Raw genomic sequence first — 19,463 nt, 5'->3', positions numbered from 1 at the left:
AATTTGATTTTTATTTGCGAATCTAATAATCATTACAATTAATCAATGATTGGCTCAGGCAAATTCGCACCTTTATTGGTATATACTGCATTCGTCATTATAATTTGAGTTATGCGATATAACCATTTAAAGATTTTATATTTCAATAATATCGTATTCAATCTGAGAAAATATGTTTGATTCTCTCTCTAAAGTAGGGAAATACCTTGGTCAAACTGCAAAACTGATGGTGGGCACTTTTGGTTATGATAATTATGTTCAGCATATGAAGCTTACCCACCCAAAGCAACTCCCTATGTTTGATAAAGTTTTTTTAAAAAGCACTAGAAGGAAAAAGACAATGGCAAAGGTGGTTTTAAATATTGCTAATAATTAAAAAGCTATAAATAAAAGATTTTATTACTAATTCATTATTACCTGTAATCTTAATAACTTTCTTCGCTCAGGTAAGACAACACACCTTAATTATTTATTAAAACAACATAACCGTGATGAAAAGCCATTATTATCGAAAACGAATTTAGCTCAGTAAGCATTGATAGTAATTTGTTAAATATTAACACTAAAATTCAAATCGTTGAAATGACCAATGGCTGTATTTACTGTAGCGCGCAAGGAAAACTAACCGAAGCATGATATAAATTACACGTAAAACACTAAGCAGGGTGAATTACAATTTGATTGGTAGATTATCCTACCAACTGATCTTGCCAATCTGGGATCTGGCACCAATGATTCGAGCCGTTTTTATTGATGATCTAATTCGAGAAAAATCCAACTTGATCGATTATTACACTGGTAGATGCGCAACATATTTTAAAGCATTTTACTGAATATCACATTAATGAATATCACATAGTTCTTTCACAAATTGTTTTTTCAAATCGCATCATTTTTTAACTAAAACTGATCACGTTGGCAATGAATAAAAAGCTAAAGTGATTCACCGAATTTATAAAATCCACCACAAAGCGACTATCTTTGAAGAAGTAAAAGAGCAAATCCCAAAATCATATTGGCTTGCTATACAGCGCTTTGATCAAAGTAATGAACTATATCAAGCATTAAAAAAACAGCATCAGGTCAATAACAAAGTTAACATATTGAAAAAAATTATATTATATGCTGAAACGGTATACATTCCTGAAACTTTTTGACAAGCTAGTTGGTATAACAGAAAACGATATCTCTAATAGCCACATTGAATTTAATTTGCTAACATGAAAGCTTTTTTAACCGTGATAAAGCAAGCAGTACAATAACATGGATTATGATATCGCAATTATAGGGCTTGGGCCTGCAGGCAGCACGCTAGCTCGTTTACTTAGCCCGTCGTTCAAAGTCATTGCATTAGATAAAAAACATCAATCTACAGATGAAGGTTTTCATAAACCTTGTGGTGGATTATTAGCAGATGATGCACAAAAAGCTTTTGTTCGACAAAAGCTGAATTTACCCACTGATATTTTAACTAATCCTCAAATTTTTAGTGTCAAAACTTATGACTTACAAACAAAACTTGTTCGCAATTACCAACGAAGTTATGTGAGTTTTGATCGACACAAATTTGATCTATGGTTAAAATCACTGATACCGTCAAAAGTAACCGTTCTTCATAATACGCTTTGTAAAGAAGTAAGGCGCATTATTGATGGCTATCAAATCACTTATATTGATGAAAACAAAACCGAATATAATATCACAGCGCAATATGTAGTAGGTGCTGATGGTGCCAACTCGCTTGTCAGAAGAATGCGATATCCTCAGCATACAATAAGGCAATATGTAGCTATACAACAATGGTTTGTAGAACAGCACCCAAATCCATTTAATTCGTGCATTTTTGATAATCAAACGACAAATTGCTATGCTTGGAGCATTTCAAAAAATGGTTATTTTATTTTTGGTGGCGCTTTTCCTAAAAAAGCGGCAAATCAAAATTTTGAGCAATTAAAAGAAAAATTAACAGCTCAGGGGTTTATTTTTAGTAAACCAGTCAAAACAGAAAAGTGTTTAGTGGTTTACCCAAATCGGTTACGTGATTTTTATACTGGCAATGAAAACATATTTTTAATTGGCGAAGCTGCTGGATTTATCAGTGCTAGCTCTTTAGAAGGAATTAGTTATGCATTGGATAGTGCGGAAATTTTAAGTAAGATTTTAAACAGTAAACATCCGAAACCAAATAAATGTTATTATCAACGCACAATTCCACTACGTTTAAAACTCTATTGCAAAATTGTTAAAGCTAAATTATTAACGACGCCTTTCTGGCGTAAGTTGATCATGAAAAGTAAGATTCAACATATTAGGCAAATTGAATAACGTAAAATAAACAAAAATATAATAATAAAAATAATAATGAAATAGATGAGGAAATATCAATTATGTTTGATGTACAAGATTTGATTCGTTTTAATCACGAATGGTCAGAAAAAATAGAGCAAGAAGATCCAGAATTTTTTAAACAACTTGCCATTGAACAAAATCCGAAATTTTTGTGGATCGGCTGCTCAGATAGTCGCGTTTCAGCAGAAAAACTTATTAAGCTAAAACCGGGTGAATTATTTGTACATCGAAATGTCGGTAATCTTGTAATACACACTGATTTAAACTGTTTATCCGTTGTTCAATATGCTGTAGATGTACTTAACATTGAAGATATTATTGTTTGTGGCCATTTAGGTTGTGGGGGAATTCGAGATGCGGTTGAAAACCCAGATTTAGGACTAATTAACAACTGGCTGTTGCATATCCGCGATTTATGGTTTCGCAATAGCTCTTTACTAGGCGAATTCCCGCCCGAAATTCGTTTAGATGTACTATGTGAACTTAATGTGATTGAACAAGTTTACAATCTAGGTCACTCCACTATCATTCAATCAGCATGGCAACGAGGGCAAAAAGTGAATTTACATGGCTGGGTTTATGGAATTCATAATGGTAAAATTACTGACTTACACATATCCTCGTCAAGTAGCGAAAATCTTGAAATTAACTACCGCGAAGCGATTTCCTATCTTCTAAATTTACACAAGTCTCAATAATTAACTAACCATTTTTATTTAAAACGGTGAATAATTTGATTACTGCTTCCTCGCCATAATAGGCGAGGATCAGCGAGTTCTTGAATAAATTTTCCATCAATTAATACATCAATATAAGGAATAATAGCTTGTTGTTCGACTGTTAACTCACCAAGTTTATACCCAGTCCAAAGCCAGATATCTTTGTTAGCGCATTCCGATTTAACACGTTGAACCAATTTTAATATAGTTGGAACGTTTTGTGGGTGCAATGGATCACCGCCAGAAAGTGATAATCCTTGGCGTTTTATTTCAGTATCTTGTAAATCTTTGATAATTTTATCTTCAAGTGATTGAGTAAATGGCAAACCAGAATTGATACCCCATGTACTTTTGTTATAGCAACCAGGGCATTGATGTACACATCCAGCAACAAAAAGCACACAGCGAGTCCCTTCGCCATTGACAACATCAACAGGATAATAACGATGATAATTCATAACTATTTAATTATTATCCGATTTGCCCATTATGCAAATGTTTAACACGACGTTTCACTTCTTCTTGCTTACCCACATTGAATGGACGAGCATCTGGACTACCTAAATAGCCACAAACACGGCGAGTAACAGAAACTTTTGAAGAGTCATGATTACCGCAACTTGGGCAAACAAAACCTTTACTGGTACATGAAAATTCTCCCGTATAGCCACACTCATAACATTCATCAATTGGAGTGTTAGTACCATAATAAGGAACTCGGGCATAGCTATAATCCCAAACATCCTCTAATGCTTTAACATTATTTATCATATTTGGATATTCCCCATAGCAAATAAAGCCACCATTTGCCACTGATGGATAAGCTTTTTCAAATTCGATTTTTTCATATGGGTTAACTTTTTTCTCAACATCAAGATGAAAACTGTTTGTGTAATAACCTTTATCAGTAACACCAGGTATCACGCCAAATTCAGCAGTATCAAGCCGACAGAATCGATCACATAAATTTTCACTTGGTGTACTATATAAACTAAAGCCATAACCTGTTTCATCTTTCCATTGATCTACCGCCTTACGTAAATGCTCAACAATTGCTATTCCTTTTTCACGTAATTTATCGCTATCAAATGGGTGTGCTTGATTTCCGTATAAGGCATTTAACGTTTCATGAAGACCAATATATCCTAAAGAAATTGAAGCCCGACCATTTTTGAAGATTTCAGAAACACTATCATCTTCATTAAGCCTTACGCCACAAGCTCCCTCCATATATAAAATCGGGGCAACTCGGGCTTTTACGCCATCAAGTCGAGCAATACGCGTCATTAATGCTTTTTTACAAATAGCCAAACGTTTATCTAAAATTTCCCAAAAGCGAGCTTCATCACCTTTAGCTTCTATAGCAATACGCGGTAAATTTAAGCTAATTACGCCCAAATTATTTCGACCATCATGAATTAGCTGACCATCTTCTTCATAAACGCCTAAAAAGCTGCGACAACCCATTGGGGTTTTAAATGAGCCAGTCACCTCAACAACTTTATCGTAATTTAAAATATCTGGGTACATCCGCTTACTTGCACACTCAAGTGCAAGTTGCTTAATATCATAATTAGCATCGCCCTGTTTATGATTAATACCATCTTTAATTGCAAAAACCAGTTTTGGGAAAACCGCTGTCTTGTGATTTTTGCCAAGTCCTTTAATACGAACATTTAAAATAGATTGTTGAATTAATCGTGATTCCCAGCTAGTTCCTAACCCAAAACCGAAAGTAACAAACGGTGTTTGACCATTAGCGGTATGTAAAGTATTGACTTCATACTCTAAAGATTGAAACGCATCATAACACTCTTTTTGGGTACGGCTTTCAGCATAAGCTTCTGGATTTGGGATATCCCACTCTTCAGCCACTTGTTTGTGTTTGTTATAACTGACGGTAACAAATTTTGCTAAAACTTCATCAATGCGATTAATTGTCGTACCGCCATAAATATGGCTAGCGACTTGCGCAATAATTTGTGCTGTTACAGCTGCCGCTGTTGCAATTGACTTTGGCGGCTCAATTTCAGCATTACCCATTTTAAATCCGTTAGTTAACATACCATCTAAATCAATTAACATACAGTTAAACATTGGAAAGAATGGTGCATAATCTAAATCATGATAATGAATTTCACCGCAATCATGAGCTTGAGAAATGTCTTTTGGTAAAATATATTGTTTAGCATAATGCCTTGCCACGATACCCGCAAGTAAATCGCGCTGAGTCGGTATTACTTTGCTATCTTTATTAGCATTTTCATTTAAAATAGCAACATTACTTTGCTCAATTAACCCTCGAATATCTTGATTTAACCGACTACGCTCCTCTCGGGCACGATCGCGATCGTGACGATATTCAATATAAGTTCTCGCTAATTTTTTATAAGGGCCGGACATTAACTGATTTTCAACTGCATTTTGAATTTCGTTAATATCAACACTATCATATTCACTCATTTGATTGGTCACAACACGAGCAACTGTTGCACAGTAATCTGGATCATAAACATTGGCTGCCACAGCAGCTTTAACAATGGCATCGTTAATTCGAGTCTCATCAAATGCAGTTTGACAACCATCTCGTTTAATTACTACAGGCATAATATGCTCCTCAATATTCATTAATAATTAGCAATTGGCATAGATTTATATCAGTAAAAATATTCATATAATTATTATTTTTTACCAGAATATTAAGTTTTTATGATAGAAATCAAAGTTCTCACATTGCTTAGAAAATACTATATATAGTAAATATTAGCGAATTATACACCATATATAGTGTTTTTCTAGGTTTTTTAATAAATAAAATAACTTGACAAGTTTAAAATCAATAATGACAAGTATTTATAAATTATTGGGATATAAAAAGAGAAAAGAAGAAAAACAAAAGTGCCCGCAAGTTCTGCACTTTTGTAAAAAAAATAGAATTAGAAATTGAAAATACTATGATTCAATATTTAACCAATCGGTGTGAAACACACCTTCTTTATCTATACGCTTATAGGTATGTGCACCAAAATAGTCTCGTTGCGCTTGAATTAAATTAGCGGGTAATACCGCAGAACGATAACTATCATAGTAGGCAATAGCTGCCGAAAGTGTTGGAACTGCAATACCTTGTTGTACAGCTAAAGACACCACATCACGTAATGATTGCTGATAAGCCTCAACTGTTTGATTAAAATAAGGTGCCAATAATAAATTATCAATCTCATTGTTATCGGCATAAGCATCAGTAATTTTTTGTAGAAACTGGGCGCGAATAATACATCCAGCTCTAAAAATTTTAGCAATTTCACCATAATTTAAATCCCACTGGTACTTATGAGATGCGGCTTTTAACTGCGCAAAACCTTGCGCATAAGAGATGATTTTACCCATATACAGCGCTTTACGAACCTTCTCTATAAGCACTTTCTTATCACCACTATGTGGTTCGTTTTGCGGGCCTTTTAACACTTTTGCAGCCGAAATGCGCTGATCTTTAATAGCTGATAAATAGCGTGCAAATACAGACTCAGTGATTAAAGACAAAGGTTCCCCCAAATCCAATGCACTTTGGCTGGTCCATTTCCCTGTGCCTTTATTACCTGCTGCATCCAAAATCACATCAACTAAATAATTACCCTCATCATCTTTATGTCTAAAGATATCGGCTGTGATTTCAATCAAATAACTGTCTAATTCACCTTTATTCCAGTCGGTAAACACATCAGCTAGTTCATCATTAGTTAAACCCGCAGCATGTTTCAATACAAAATAGCTTTCAGCTATCAGTTGCATATCACCGTATTCAATACCATTATGAGCCATTTTCACATAATGACCCGCGCCATTTGGTCCGATATAAGCGACACAAGGTTCACCATTAGCCTTAGCGGCTATTTTCTCTAATATCGGTGCAACTAGCTCATAAGCCTCTTTTTGTCCACCGGGCATAATTGAAGGCCCTTTAAGTGCACCTTCTTCACCACCAGAAACGCCTGTACCAATAAAATTAAAACCTTCATCTGAAAGCATTTTATTGCGACGAATGGTATCTTCAAAATAAGCATTCCCGCCATCAATAATAATATCGCCTTTATCTAATAATGGGCGTAGCTCATCAATCACCGCATCAGTCCCTTTACCTGCTTGCACCATAATAAGAATACGGCGAGGCTTCTCTAATGCATTGACAAAATCTTCAATCGTAAAGTAAGGAGCCAACTGTTTATCAGAATGCTCAGCCATGACTTGTTCGGTTTTATCTTTAGAACGATTATAAATAGCAACAGAAAATCCGCGACTTTCGATATTAAGTGCAAGATTTCGCCCCATAACCGCCATTCCAATAACACCGATTTGTTGTTTTGACATAATTTGGCTCCTTTATTAAACCTTTATAACCTTAACCATAAGGTTTTTTTAACAATATCTATAACGTACTTAAGTTTTATAAATTACGCTATATTCTGCCATAAAAAAAGCCGTATCAGAATACAATACGGCTATTTTTCATTACTTTAATAATATTTATTATCAACTGAACAAATCATGAACGCTTCATCATTTCAAAAAATTCATCATTAGTCTTAGTCATGGCTAACTTATCGATTAAAAATTCCATCGCATCAGTTTCACCCATTGGATTAAGAATTTTACGTAAAATCCACATTTTTTGTAGCTCATCCGGTGAAGTCATTAAATCTTCTTTACGCGTACCAGAACGATTAAAGTCAATAGCAGGGAACACACGGCGCTCAGCAATTTTACGTGATAAATGAACTTCCATATTACCCGTACCTTTAAACTCTTCGTAAATGACTTCATCCATTTTAGAACCCGTATCAATCAGTGCAGTGGCAATAATAGTTAAGCTACCGCCCTCTTCTACATTACGAGCAGCACCAAAAAAGCGTTTTGGTCGATGCAGTGCATTCGCATCCACACCACCAGTTAATACTTTACCTGATGATGGAACAACGGTGTTATAAGCTCGAGCAAGTCGGGTGATCGAATCTAATAAAATAATGACATCTTTTTTATGTTCAACCAAACGTTTAGCTCGTTCAATAACCATTTCAGCGACTTGAACATGTCTTGCAGCCGGCTCATCAAATGTTGAAGCAACAACCTCACCTTTAACTAAACGCTGCATTTCGGTCACTTCTTCTGGTCGTTCATCAATCATTAAAACGACTAATTCACATTCAGGATGATTCACCGCTAAACTTTGTGCAATATTTTGTAGAAGCATTGTTTTACCAGCTTTAGGCGGTGCAACAATCAAACCACGTTGACCTTTACCAATTGGCGAGGCTAAATCAAGTACTCTCGCTGTGATATCTTCTGTAGAGCCATTGCCTCGTTCCATACGTAAACGAGAATTTGGATGAAGGGGAGTTAAGTTTTCAAAAAGGATTTTATTGCGGGCATCTTCTGGCTTATCATGATTGACTTCGTTAACTTTCAGTAAAGCAAAATAACGTTCGCCTTCTTTTGGTGGGCGAATTTTACCTGCAATAGTATCACCCGTCCGTAAATTAAACCGCCGAATCTGGCTTGGTGATACATAAATATCATCTGGTCCTGCTAGGTAAGAGCTGTCAGCAGAGCGTAAAAAGCCAAAACCATCTTGTAAAATTTCCAGCACACCATCGCCAAAAATATCTTCACCACTTTTGGCATGTTGCTTTAAAATCGCAAAAATAATGTCTTGTTTTCTAAGGCGGGCAAGATTTTCAAGCCCCATTTTTTTCTCACCAAGCGCTACAAGCTCAGAGACAGAAGTGTTTTTTAATTCAGTTAAATTCATAATTTTAAAAATTCTTGAGGATAAAATTGATATGTTTGCAATTAATACTATTTGTGTTTCTTTGTTTCATTTACTTATAAAAAATTCTTTCCCTTACAGCACATAAATTCAATCGATTACTAAGCTATTGATGATAATTAAAGATCTGTATGTAGAATTTCACCACTTTACCAATAAAAACAATGAATTTGTAGAAAGGAGTATTTGTAAGAAGCTCGCAATTTACACTAAAAATATCAATATGTCTAGATTTAATTGCATTAATTAGTCTTGTTTGTAAAGCCAAACAAAAAGAGCGGTACACAATGCACTACTCTCTTAATAATTATTATCTTAGTTTTTATTCAATTCTTAGTTCTTATGCAATATAAAGGCTATTTCATAATTGAGAATCGATAAAATTTTTAAGCTCCGCTTTAGATAGAGCACCGACTTGAGTCGAAACCACTTGCCCATTTTTAAAAATCAACAATGTTGGAATGCCTCGTATACCAAATTTAGGCGCTACATTAGGGTTTTCTTCAACGTTCAATTTGGCAATAATAATTTTATCATTATATTCCTGAGCTATTTCCTCCAGAATAGGAGCAATCATTTGGCAGGGTTGGCACCATGGAGCCCAAAAATCAACGAGTACAGGTTTTGCTGATTCATTAATTGTTTTATCGAATGTCTCTTCCGATAAAAGAACGATATTATTACTCATTTCTATCTCCAACATACTTTAACTTGACACAATAATAGATTACTTTGCATTTCTCGGCTAGTAATTATTATAATAGGACATAATTATTAGTGATGTCACGGTATTTAGTATGTTATAATCTCCAGATTCTGATAATTATATCTGCAACCATAATGATTCAATCATATCTTACCCAAACAACTTTTAGTCAATTTCCTCTTCATCCTTTGGTGTTAAAAGCACTTGAGAAAAAAGGGTTTGTTTACTGTACGCCAATCCAAGAAAAAACATTACCATTAACCACTACAGGGATCGATATTGCTGGGCAAGGGCAAACAGGAACTGGCAAAACAATGGCTTTTTTAGCCTCAACATTTAATCACCTGTTGAATCATGAACCTTTACCTGATCACAAAACCAATCAACCAAGAGCTATAATTCTTGCACCAACACGAGAATTAGTTGTGCAAATTTATCATGATGCACAAGCGTTATCTGAAGAAACAGGTTTAAAATTAGGATTAGCTTTTGGTGGCGATGGCTACGATAAACAATTAAAAATGCTATCTAACGGCGTAGATATATTAATTGCCACAACAGGAAGATTAATCGACTATGCTAAACAAAATTATATCAACCTAGAAGCGCTTCAAGTTGTCGTTTTAGACGAAGCCGATCGTATGTTTGACTTAGGATTCATTCGTGATATACGTTGGATTTTCAAACACATTACGCCGCCGCAAAAACGGCTAACCATGCTGTTTTCTGCAACATTAACACATAATGTGCGTGAGCTCGCATTTGAACATATGAACAATCCACAGTATGTTGAAGTTGAGCCAGAACAAAAGATTGGTCACAGAATCAAAGAAGAACTATTCTTTCCATCAAATGAAGATAAATTAGCGCTTTTACAAACACTTATTGAAGAAGAATGGCCAGATCGCTGTATTGTGTTTGCTAATACCAAAGTGGCTTGTGAAAAGATTTGGCGACATCTTGTTGCTGATGGTCACCGTGTTGGATTACTCACTGGCGATATTGCTCAGAAAAAACGTTTATCAATTTTAGAGCAATTTACACAAGGTAATCTGGATATTTTAGTTGCGACCGATGTGGCTGCACGAGGTTTACACATTCCTAATGTGACCCATGTATTTAATTATGATCTACCTGATGATTGTGACGATTACAGACACCGTATTGGTCGTACAGGGCGGGCGGGAGCTGAGGGATACTCGATTTCCCTTGCCTGCGAGCGCTATTCGCAAAACTTACCCGCAATTGAAAAAGCAATTGATCATGCTATTCCCGTTAGCCAGTATGACCCTTCTGCATTATTAGTTGATTTACCAACGCCAAAACCTTTTCGGCGTCCATCACGTAGAAGATCATCTACATAAAAATATTATAAAAATAACAGTTTTATCGTAAATTCAATGGCTTTTAAGATAAAACTGTTATTATGATACACCGCCCATGACAATAAATTGAATAATAATTAACTGATTAATATTATTTTAATTTGTAAAAATAATAACATGCCAATTTAATTTCATAGTTGAACGCTTTAAATATTGCGCTTCAATATTAGTAACAGTAATGATTAATAATCAGTAATGGATTTTTCACGAAAAACAGATAAGATTTTACGCACACGAAATGCAGATAAAGCAGAAAAACCCACTAAGATTTTCATGCTAATTACGCTGTTAAATCTAAAATAGGTAAAACATAGAACAAAAGAAAGCAAACTATGTGGCTATCTAAAACAATAAGTAAGGTTACCCAAAAACTTCATAAAAATATTTGTTTAAGAATAAAATCAATTTCTTGTAAAAACAATTAAGATAGTTAATTCCAAAGACACGTTTAAATAGTATTATATAAATTTATTATCGCTATTTTTTCTATTACGCGGCCATAATTGACATCCATTAAATTTTGGAAAGAATACTCAAAAAAATTTTGAAAATAACTATATATTAGCAAAAAATAGGCAAATGCCTTTTCTAAATATGCAACGCACAAGAGTTAAAAAACAGCTTACCTATTCTCGATTTACCAAGCCTTTTGCTATCAATCACATACTTATTCAACTAACATAAGCTTTTAATATTAAAATAACCAATTGATAAAAAACAAATATTTTATTTGACAACGTTATATATCTCACTTAAATTATCGGTCATAATAAATCAAACCAGATATAACAATAAATTAACAACATCAATTAAAAATAGCTTGCACTGATTTAAAGGAAAAGGGAGAACACCATGGCAAACGAGCTTAATCATCTTTTGGATCAACTCGGTGGCGAGTTTAGCCATTTAATGGCCGGTTTAGGGGGTGTTAGTCACAACCGCTATACCTTAACCGTTGATGGGCTGACCGCACCAATTTCAGTTTTGCATGTTGACGGTGATGAGCAGTTAAATCAACCTTGGCGTTATGTGGTTACCTTTACCAGCCCTGACAAAACCTTATCGCCCGATGCGTTCCTTAACCAAAAATCGACTTTCTGCTTTAATCCTGTTATTAACAAGCCATTAACTTCCGCTATTCGTTCACTCAGCGACTTGCCCGCCGTAACGAATAAACGCACCTTGCATGGGGTCATCACTGAATTTAGCCAGCTATCGGTCAATAAAGATGAAGCCCATTACCAAGTCGTGTTATCTTCCCGATTAGCTCACTTAGCGATAGGGAAAAAAAGTGGTCTGTTTCAAAATCAAAGTGTGGTCAGCGTGGTTGAAGAAGTGCTACGCAGTCACGGTTTTACCGGCATTGATTACCGGTTAGCGCTCAAAGACAGTTACCCTGAACGGGAGTTTATCACCCAGTGGCAAGAAAGCGACCTGGAATTTATTCAACGCTTATTGGCCGATGTCGGTATCTGGTTTCGCTTTGAAACCCATGCCGAGCATGATTGTGATGTGATGGTGTTAAGTGATTATGAACAAGGCTATGTACAGGTGGCCAATATCGACTATAAACCGCCGAGTGGCATGGCCGATACGGGGGTGGAAAGTGTTTGGGATATCACCTTACATAGCGAAGTGGTACCGGCCTCAGTGACCGTTCAAGACTACAACTACCGTAATGCCAAAGCCGATTTACTCACCGATATCAACACCCAACCCAAAGTCCTCACCACCGATGGCAAGGACTACCGTTATGCCGAGCACTATAAAGGCTTAAATAGCAACGGACAAGATAACTCGCAAACGAGTAACACAAATAACAATGGCGTTGGTAACCATGGTAATCCTAATGGTAATAACCAGTATAACGATAATCAAAACGATAATCAGATTGAAAGTGGTCAGTGGTATGCCCGTATTCGCCATGAGCAGGCGATTAGTCAGCAAATTATCATTAAAGGTAAGAGTAATCGCTATAACCTTGCCCCCGGTCAATGGATTAATATCAACGGCAGTCCGCTAACGAATATTAATGACGGTATCCTCATTTTAAGTGTACAAGGACAAGGTAACCGTACTGATGCCTATGCACTTACCTTTACCGCCATTCCCTATCAAGCCTTAAAACCTTATCGCCCTACGCCTATACGCTGGCCACAAGTCAGCGGCACCTTACCCGCACGAGTCACTAGCCCTGATAATGACACCTACGGCTATATTGACACTCACGGGCGCTACCGAGTTAAATTTAACTTTGACTTAAAAGCGTGGAAAAAGGGTACTGAAAGCTTATGGGTACGCTTAGCAAAACCTTATTCGGGTAACACTTATGGTTTTCACTTCCCGTTAATTGACGGCACCGAAGTCGCCATTGCCTTTATGAATGGCAATCCCGATAGGCCGTATATTGCCCATGCCATGCACGACAGCGCCCACCCTGACCATGTGACCACGGTAAACAAACACCGCAATGTCATTCGCACCCCCGCCAACAACAAACTGCGCATGGATGATAAACGCGGTCAAGAGCATATCAAACTTGCCACCGAATATGGCAAAAGCCAACTTAATTTAGGGCATTTAGTCGATAATAAAAAAGCACAACGTGGTGAAGGCTTTGAACTGAGGACGGATGAATGGGGGGCGATTGCTGCCAATAGAGGCTTATACTTAACCACCCAAACCGAGCCGAAAGCACAAGGCAAACAACTGGATATGCAAGCGGCAATAAGCCAACTTGAAAATGCCTTATCGATTGCCAAAGCCCTACAAAATGCCGCTACCCAGTCCGACGCACACAGCGCCGATACCGACAGTCAAGACCAGCTTAAAGCCAACTTAAGCGAGCTAACCCAAAGTGGCCTACTGGCCTATGCGCAAGAAGGCATTGCTTTAACCAGCCCAGAAAACATCCAATTGACAACAAACAACAGCTTAACCCTAACCAGCGAAAATCAAACCGATATCACCGCATTAAAAAACATCACCGTATCATCGGCTGAAGCGATTGGCTTGTTTGCCCAAAAATTAGGTATGAAGCTATTTGCTAACCAAAGCGATATTGAGGTGCAAGCCCAAAATGCCAACCTTAATATGGCAGCCAAGCAAGATATCAAAGTGGATAGTGTTGACGGCAAAGTGACTATCACCGCCAGCGATGAAATCAAGCTTATCTGTGGTGGTTCGTACATCAAAATCAGCAGTGCAGGCATTGAACTGGGCACGCAAGATAATGTGTATTTTAAATGTAACGTGATGCAAAAGATGGGTGTATCGTCGTTAGATTATAAGTCGACACTTTTATCAGGTGCTATTCCTCAAACTTTTACCACACAAGATAAACAAGAAGGAATAACACTGTATCTTGAAACCGATGATGGTTACCCAATTCCAACGACTAAATATCAAGTTCGTTTTGATAATGGTGAATTTAGACAAGGTCGTTTAGATCGCGAAGGAAAAGTGGTATTAAAACATGTTCCTCCTAATATGGACTATTATTATCAGTTTCCAGATGATGATGACATTTTAGCGAAAGCCAATGCTCAACGATTACATAAAGCCATTGAAGCGATAAATTCAAAACAGATGATTGGGTATTTAGCTTATTCCAAAAATACCATTGAAATGACAATTGATGCCTATAAGGAAATTTATGGAAAAGACATGGTAAAAGATATTTACCAAGCATTAGGGCCTTACCACAAAGATAAATTAGCTATCGATTATTTATTTGCAAAAGCAGATATCAAAACGACTAAATATAAAGTATCTATAAATAAGGAATAACCATGCAAAATTATCGAATTGTGGCTAAACCCAATTTAACTAATGTGATACGTGGAAAGATCATGTCTTTTTCTTTACAAAGAATCAATCCCGACGCACCTGCGCTTGAACAAATTCGGGCGTCATGGATGTGTTATAACCATATTTCGTTCAGAACTGATGATAAATACCTAGGAAAAGTCATTAATGGACCTCAAAATTCAACTCAATGGAACGAAGTAAAATGGGCTATTGAAGGGCGTCACAAAATTGTTTGCGAAATAATATACGGTAACCAAAAGGAATATATTGAATATATCCAAAATGTGATTAATGCAAAACAAAGTGTTGCGTATTCCACAAATACTGCCGAAGAGTCAGAAAATCCATTTATTTTTTATAAAAATTTAACTCAGCAAATTGACTGGATCTTAGTGCAAGAAAAGCAACAGCAGCTATCAGCCGAGGATGAACAGGCTTATCAAAATCGAATGGAATCGTTAAAGCTCTTCAAGGAGAAACTCAAATTTTTGCTTGATAAAGTGCCGGCTGATTGCCGCGAAAACTTTGGACAAGTTCACGTTAAACATATTTCAAGCATTTATGGCGAACGTGAAGATATGTCATTAAGAGTGTGCTATTTTTATAATGATAACGAAGTTCATTTAATTGACTGGACTAGCCCTGTCGATAGGTCATTTTGTGGTGTCTATGTTGGCAAAGGCGAAACAAAAGAAGACGCCATTAAGCAAGCACTTGAATGTTGGGATAAAGATAACCGTTATCCAGAAGGCACTATTAAAGGCTATGCCGCAGTAGATAAACAATTTGGCATTGCAAAAGAAGTCACTTTTGATGATGATAATCGGATTATCTTAGGGAAAGAGATTATTTATGGCGGTATTGAAATTAATTTTGATACAGATGGTAAAAGTGATTCAGATTCCTTATCTGATGCCTTCGCATCATTAGGATTTGCGGCAATAGTGGTTGCGGGTGTCATTACATTAGTTGCTCCAGTGCCCGGTTCAAGAGTGGTATCAGGGTTAATATGGTCATCGATTGCGGCGTCAACGACTTCAGCGGTTATCAATATTGCTGATCGGCATCGAGAAGGTTTTGGTAATTGGAAAGATGATTCATTTGACATCTTAACAATAGTTTCTAATGTGTTTGCTAGCGGTACAATTATCGCATCGGCAAAATGGAGTAGTAAAACACTATTATTAACCAATCTTAGCCAAAAACAAGCCGTTAAAATCACGTTAATAGGTCAAATAAGTGCAGATTCATTACAAGGCATTTTGATAACTGAAGAACTAGCCGAAGCCATTTATTCAGTGATGAACAATAAAACGCTACCAGCTGATATCAAATTATCTAAAATCTCTGCACTAATCAAAAGAGGTATCATGGATGGGATACTTATCACAATAAGTATTCACGGAAGCAAAAAAAACCTTACTGCATTAAAGAATGATCCGTATCACTCTAAAACCACCATGAGCCTGGAAAAGATAGATCGATATATTTCAGGTGAAGAACATTTCCCAAAACCGGGTATTGAAAATTCGCTCTCTGAGGTACCAAGCAAAATACCGAGCCAAAAAACAGAGTCATCCCCAGTACCCAATCGAGTGGAAAACTCAAATCAGGTATTACCTGCTTCGCCTAATACGGTATCAAATATTGCCGATGAGATACCCAGTTTAATGCCATACACAAAAGATACGCAATATAACAAAACACTTTCAGTTCAAATAACTTATGAAAACGGCGTAGAAAAAACGTTATCTGCTATATACCCACAAAAGTGGGAACTATTAAGTATGGAAAACAAAGCAAAAGCGGTACCGGGTGAATATTTTCATAGAATATTGGATGAAAACTTAACCAAAGGTCAAGAATTCTCATCATTAAATAAAGACAAAGGGAATATTACCTACACAACCGATTTAAACTCAGGCACAAGAAAATCGAATACAAGTGAAACCGAAAGTAAAACTACGGTTTCCACTAACCATGCAAGTAAAAAGCAAGGTCAGAAAGAGTTAGAAGATGAGTTGAAGGTTTGGAGAAAAGATGAAAAGATAAACATCACTAAAAGAGTTGCTTTAGCCCAAACTCGTTGCGAAGTCGAAGGAATTGTTTCGGAAGCAAATTTTTATAATTTAGAAGTGCCATATTATAAAGAGTTAAAAAATGGTAGAGTGAAACTTGTTGAAGCGATCGATGCAACTTATTACCGATTTATTGATGTAGGCGCATATATGAAATTATTGAAAGAATCTTATTTAGGTTCGAGTAGCTTATATCCCACTGTTACACCGGACTTTGCTAAGATGCACCCAACGACTGAACGATTAATCAGAGAATTTATTGCGAATAATCAACAGTTTCGTATAATTGATGGCTTGCCGGGTATGCATGCTGAAGTGTTATCAACTAATAATGTATTTCAGCAATTAGAGGCAAAAGGGAAAAATGTTGACGAATATCTAGACAAAATTGAAGTGTATACCATTCGCTTAACCGAATATGAGCAAGGTAAAGCATTCCCAGCCTGCCGACACTGTAGTGGTATTCTATCCAAATCAAAAGGCATTCACATTCCAACCGGAAGGGTTGATGATTAAATAGAGTAAAAAATTAAGGAATCCATATTATGATAGTCAGAATCGAACTCAATCAACTAGAAAAGCGCAGTAATTACTACTTTTATAACGATACGCCATTTAATGGCGAAGCTTATGATCATCGAGACAATCAGCTTTATCAGGTATACGAAATCACCGATGGCGTTATTACAGGTAGCCGAGATTATGGCGCTTTACAAGCCGAAGGTATGATTAAAATTGATTATGATTTATTGAACAGTGGTGAATATTTTGATTATGAGATGAATCAATTGCCATACTATTTTCAAGGACAACCATTCACTGGTATCGCATATGAATACAGATTTGGTTTTGTATTGGCTGAAGCAATATTTATTAACAGTTGGTTAGTTGAATATATCAGTTTTTTTGCTGATGGAACTGGTAGATTAAAACGTTACGAAAAAAATGACATTGATATTACCGAAACAACTGGAGATAGAGAATGGTATTTAGAATGGGAAAATAATGCATGTAAAAGGATTGAATCACGCTATTTAGATTATGCAGAAACAGATCATTCAGGTAATTTAGAATTACATTTCAATGAGCAAAAACAGATTGAACAAGTGATTATAAAAGATGATTATGCTTATGTGTCACTATTAGTACCTAGAGATGATTTAGGTCTTGATTTTAAAACCTTTGATGATTTATTGGCAAAACAGGATATTTTTGCCGATAACCTCTCTATCTGGTCAATTGAGGATTCATTATTTAACCAATGGTTAGATCGTGGACTGTTAAATCAGGTTAAGCAGTTAGAGTTATTTCACACTAACGTTCAACCGTTAACTATAACAAAAATACAAAAGTTACACTCTTTACAGCAATTAAAAATATCAGAATGGAAAATTTATGAAACTGATAAGCCTTTATTCATTAAACAACAAAAACAACGCTTTTATGAGTTAGCCTCAGCACTCTTCTTATTGAAAGAAAGTTGCTCTATTGACGTCATTTTAGAGGATGACGATGAAAATATTTTCGAGAAATATTTACCGGATGACTTAAAACAACAGCTTACTTAACAGATTAAAAAATCATGATAGTCAGAATAGAACTGAATCAACTAGAAAAGCGCAGTAATGACTACTTTTATAACGATACGCCATTTAATGGCGAAGCTTACGATCATCGAGATAATCAACTTTATCAGGTATACGAAATTACCGATGGTATTATTACAGGTAGTCGAGATTATGGCTTTTTTGGAACTAACGGTATGGTAAAAGTTGATTATGAATTGCTACATAGTGGTGACTTTGATTATGAAATGAATGATATTCCTTATACTTATCACGGTAAGCCTTTTACTGGTTTATTTTATGATTACTCTTCAGGATTTGTATTAGGTGAATCACTATGTATTAACGGTTGGATTGTAAAAGATATTAGTTATCATCCTGATGGTACAGGTCGAATAAAAAGGTACGAAGAAAAACATATTGATATTACCGAAACAACTGGCGATAGAACTTGGTATCTGGAGTGGGAAAATAATGCATGTAAAAGGATTGAATCACGCTATTTAGATTATGCAGAAACAGATCATTCAGGTAATTTAGAATTACATTTCAATGAACAAGAACAGATTAAACAAGCAATTATTGAGGGTGATTATGCTTATGTCTCATTATTAGTGCCTCGAGATGATCTTGGTCTTGATTTTAAAACCTTTGATGATTTATTGGCAAAACAGAATATTTTTGCCGATAACCTCTCTATCTGGTCAATTGAGGATTCATTATTTAACCAATGGTTAGATCGTGGACTGTTAAATCAGGTTAAGCAATTAGAGTTATGCTATGCAAATATAGAACTTTCAACCATTGGAAGATTGGCTGAATTACCTGCTTTACAAACATTAAATTATCGAGAATCTTCCGTATATAAAACGAATCTCGTTTATGCTGAAAAACAAAAACAGCAATATCGAGCACAAGCGCTTGCCTTATTTGCCCTACAACAAAATAGTAATATCAAAATAACCTTTAATGACGGCAGAATCGATTATTTTCAAGAATTCTTACCCGATGATTTAAAACATCAACT

At 35.9% G+C, this 19,463-nt stretch carries 13 protein-coding genes and 1 pseudogene; 9 read left to right on the top strand and 5 right to left on the bottom strand.

The features are described from left to right. Positions 1 to 172 precede the first annotated feature (172 nt). The 4 genes and pseudogenes from A9G47_RS13530 to can all read left to right on the top strand — a co-directional run bounded on the left by A9G47_RS13530 (position 173) and on the right by can (position 3,047). Positions 173 to 369, top strand: a pseudogene (locus tag A9G47_RS13530) (CstA-like transporter-associated (seleno)protein). 132 nt (positions 370 to 501) lie between these two features. Further along, positions 502 to 636, top strand: a complete 135-nt coding sequence (locus tag A9G47_RS14875; protein WP_081295765.1) for a GTP-binding protein — start codon at positions 502 to 504, stop codon at positions 634 to 636. Between the two features lie 627 nt (positions 637 to 1,263). Next, complete coding sequence (locus tag A9G47_RS04880) at positions 1,264 to 2,325, top strand: FAD-binding protein (RefSeq protein WP_065567318.1); 1,062 nt, start codon at positions 1,264 to 1,266, stop codon at positions 2,323 to 2,325. 62 nt (positions 2,326 to 2,387) lie between these two features. Continuing rightward, on the top strand, positions 2,388 to 3,047 hold the full coding sequence (gene can / locus A9G47_RS04875; protein ID WP_065642329.1) for a carbonate dehydratase: 660 nt from the start codon (positions 2,388 to 2,390) through the stop codon (positions 3,045 to 3,047). 14 nt (positions 3,048 to 3,061) lie between these two features. On the opposite strand, the gene nrdG is transcribed toward can, so the two are convergent. The 5 genes from nrdG to trxA all read right to left on the bottom strand — a co-directional run bounded on the left by nrdG (position 3,062) and on the right by trxA (position 9,580). Next, positions 3,062 to 3,526 (bottom strand): anaerobic ribonucleoside-triphosphate reductase-activating protein, encoded by a 465-nt coding sequence (gene nrdG / locus A9G47_RS04870; RefSeq protein ID WP_065642328.1) that lies wholly within the window; start codon positions 3,524 to 3,526, stop codon positions 3,062 to 3,064. Between the two features lie 13 nt (positions 3,527 to 3,539). Continuing rightward, positions 3,540 to 5,678 carry an anaerobic ribonucleoside-triphosphate reductase gene (nrdD, locus tag A9G47_RS04865; protein WP_065642334.1) on the bottom strand — a complete coding sequence of 713 codons (2,139 nt, stop codon included), beginning with the start codon at positions 5,676 to 5,678 and terminating at the stop codon, positions 3,540 to 3,542. Between the two features lie 342 nt (positions 5,679 to 6,020). After that, the gene (gndA, locus tag A9G47_RS04860) at positions 6,021 to 7,436 is read right to left on the bottom strand and encodes an NADP-dependent phosphogluconate dehydrogenase (RefSeq protein WP_065567315.1); all 1,416 of its coding nucleotides are present in this window, start codon (positions 7,434 to 7,436) and stop codon (positions 6,021 to 6,023) included. Positions 7,437 to 7,611: 175 nt separating this feature from the next. Next, positions 7,612 to 8,874: a transcription termination factor Rho gene (rho, locus tag A9G47_RS04855; protein ID WP_034910472.1), complete on the bottom strand. Its 1,263-nt coding sequence runs from the start codon at positions 8,872 to 8,874 to the stop codon at positions 7,612 to 7,614. 379 nt (positions 8,875 to 9,253) lie between these two features. Then, complete coding sequence (gene trxA / locus A9G47_RS04850) at positions 9,254 to 9,580, bottom strand: thioredoxin TrxA (RefSeq protein ID WP_065567314.1); 327 nt, start codon at positions 9,578 to 9,580, stop codon at positions 9,254 to 9,256. A gap of 152 nt (positions 9,581 to 9,732) precedes the next feature. Between trxA and rhlB the strand changes: the two genes are divergently transcribed. From rhlB to A9G47_RS04825, 5 genes are all read left to right on the top strand, one after another. After that, a complete protein-coding gene (gene rhlB, locus A9G47_RS04845; RefSeq protein ID WP_065567313.1) occupies positions 9,733 to 10,962 on the top strand; it encodes an ATP-dependent RNA helicase RhlB in 1,230 nt (409 codons plus the stop codon). Between the two features lie 873 nt (positions 10,963 to 11,835). Then, complete coding sequence (gene vgrG, locus A9G47_RS04840) at positions 11,836 to 14,772, top strand: type VI secretion system tip protein VgrG (RefSeq protein WP_065642327.1); 2,937 nt, start codon at positions 11,836 to 11,838, stop codon at positions 14,770 to 14,772. A gap of 2 nt (positions 14,773 to 14,774) precedes the next feature. After that, positions 14,775 to 17,387, top strand: a complete 2,613-nt coding sequence (locus A9G47_RS04835; RefSeq protein WP_065567310.1) for a YwqJ-related putative deaminase — start codon at positions 14,775 to 14,777, stop codon at positions 17,385 to 17,387. 29 nt (positions 17,388 to 17,416) lie between these two features. Beyond that, positions 17,417 to 18,439 carry a hypothetical protein gene (locus tag A9G47_RS04830; protein WP_065567309.1) on the top strand — a complete coding sequence of 341 codons (1,023 nt, stop codon included), beginning with the start codon at positions 17,417 to 17,419 and terminating at the stop codon, positions 18,437 to 18,439. Between the two features lie 14 nt (positions 18,440 to 18,453). After that, on the top strand, positions 18,454 to 19,463 hold a 1,010-nt coding region (locus A9G47_RS04825), incomplete at its 3' end, for a hypothetical protein (protein ID WP_141674815.1).

It is taken from the genome of Gilliamella sp. WF3-4 (genome assembly GCF_001690275.1).
In the GTDB taxonomy this organism is placed as follows: domain Bacteria; phylum Pseudomonadota; class Gammaproteobacteria; order Enterobacterales; family Orbaceae; genus Gilliamella; species Gilliamella apicola_C.
This window is presented reverse-complemented; position numbering and strand designations above follow the sequence as displayed.

Excerpts from the sequence above, each read along its gene's own strand:
- A9G47_RS04880 (WP_065567318.1), top strand. The coding sequence starts at position 1,264 with ATGGATTATGATATCGCAATTATAGGGCTTGGGCCTGCAGGCAGCACG.
- can (WP_065642329.1), top strand. The coding sequence starts at position 2,388 with ATGTTTGATGTACAAGATTTGATTCGTTTTAATCACGAATGGTCAGAA.
- nrdG (WP_065642328.1), bottom strand. The coding sequence starts at position 3,526 with ATGAATTATCATCGTTATTATCCTGTTGATGTTGTCAATGGCGAAGGG.
- gndA (WP_065567315.1), bottom strand. The coding sequence starts at position 7,436 with ATGTCAAAACAACAAATCGGTGTTATTGGAATGGCGGTTATGGGGCGA.
- rho (WP_034910472.1), bottom strand. The coding sequence starts at position 8,874 with ATGAATTTAACTGAATTAAAAAACACTTCTGTCTCTGAGCTTGTAGCG.
- trxA (WP_065567314.1), bottom strand. The coding sequence starts at position 9,580 with ATGAGTAATAATATCGTTCTTTTATCGGAAGAGACATTCGATAAAACA.
- rhlB (WP_065567313.1), top strand. The coding sequence starts at position 9,733 with ATGATTCAATCATATCTTACCCAAACAACTTTTAGTCAATTTCCTCTT.
- vgrG (WP_065642327.1), top strand. The coding sequence starts at position 11,836 with ATGGCAAACGAGCTTAATCATCTTTTGGATCAACTCGGTGGCGAGTTT.
- A9G47_RS04835 (WP_065567310.1), top strand. The coding sequence starts at position 14,775 with ATGCAAAATTATCGAATTGTGGCTAAACCCAATTTAACTAATGTGATA.
- A9G47_RS04830 (WP_065567309.1), top strand. The coding sequence starts at position 17,417 with ATGATAGTCAGAATCGAACTCAATCAACTAGAAAAGCGCAGTAATTAC.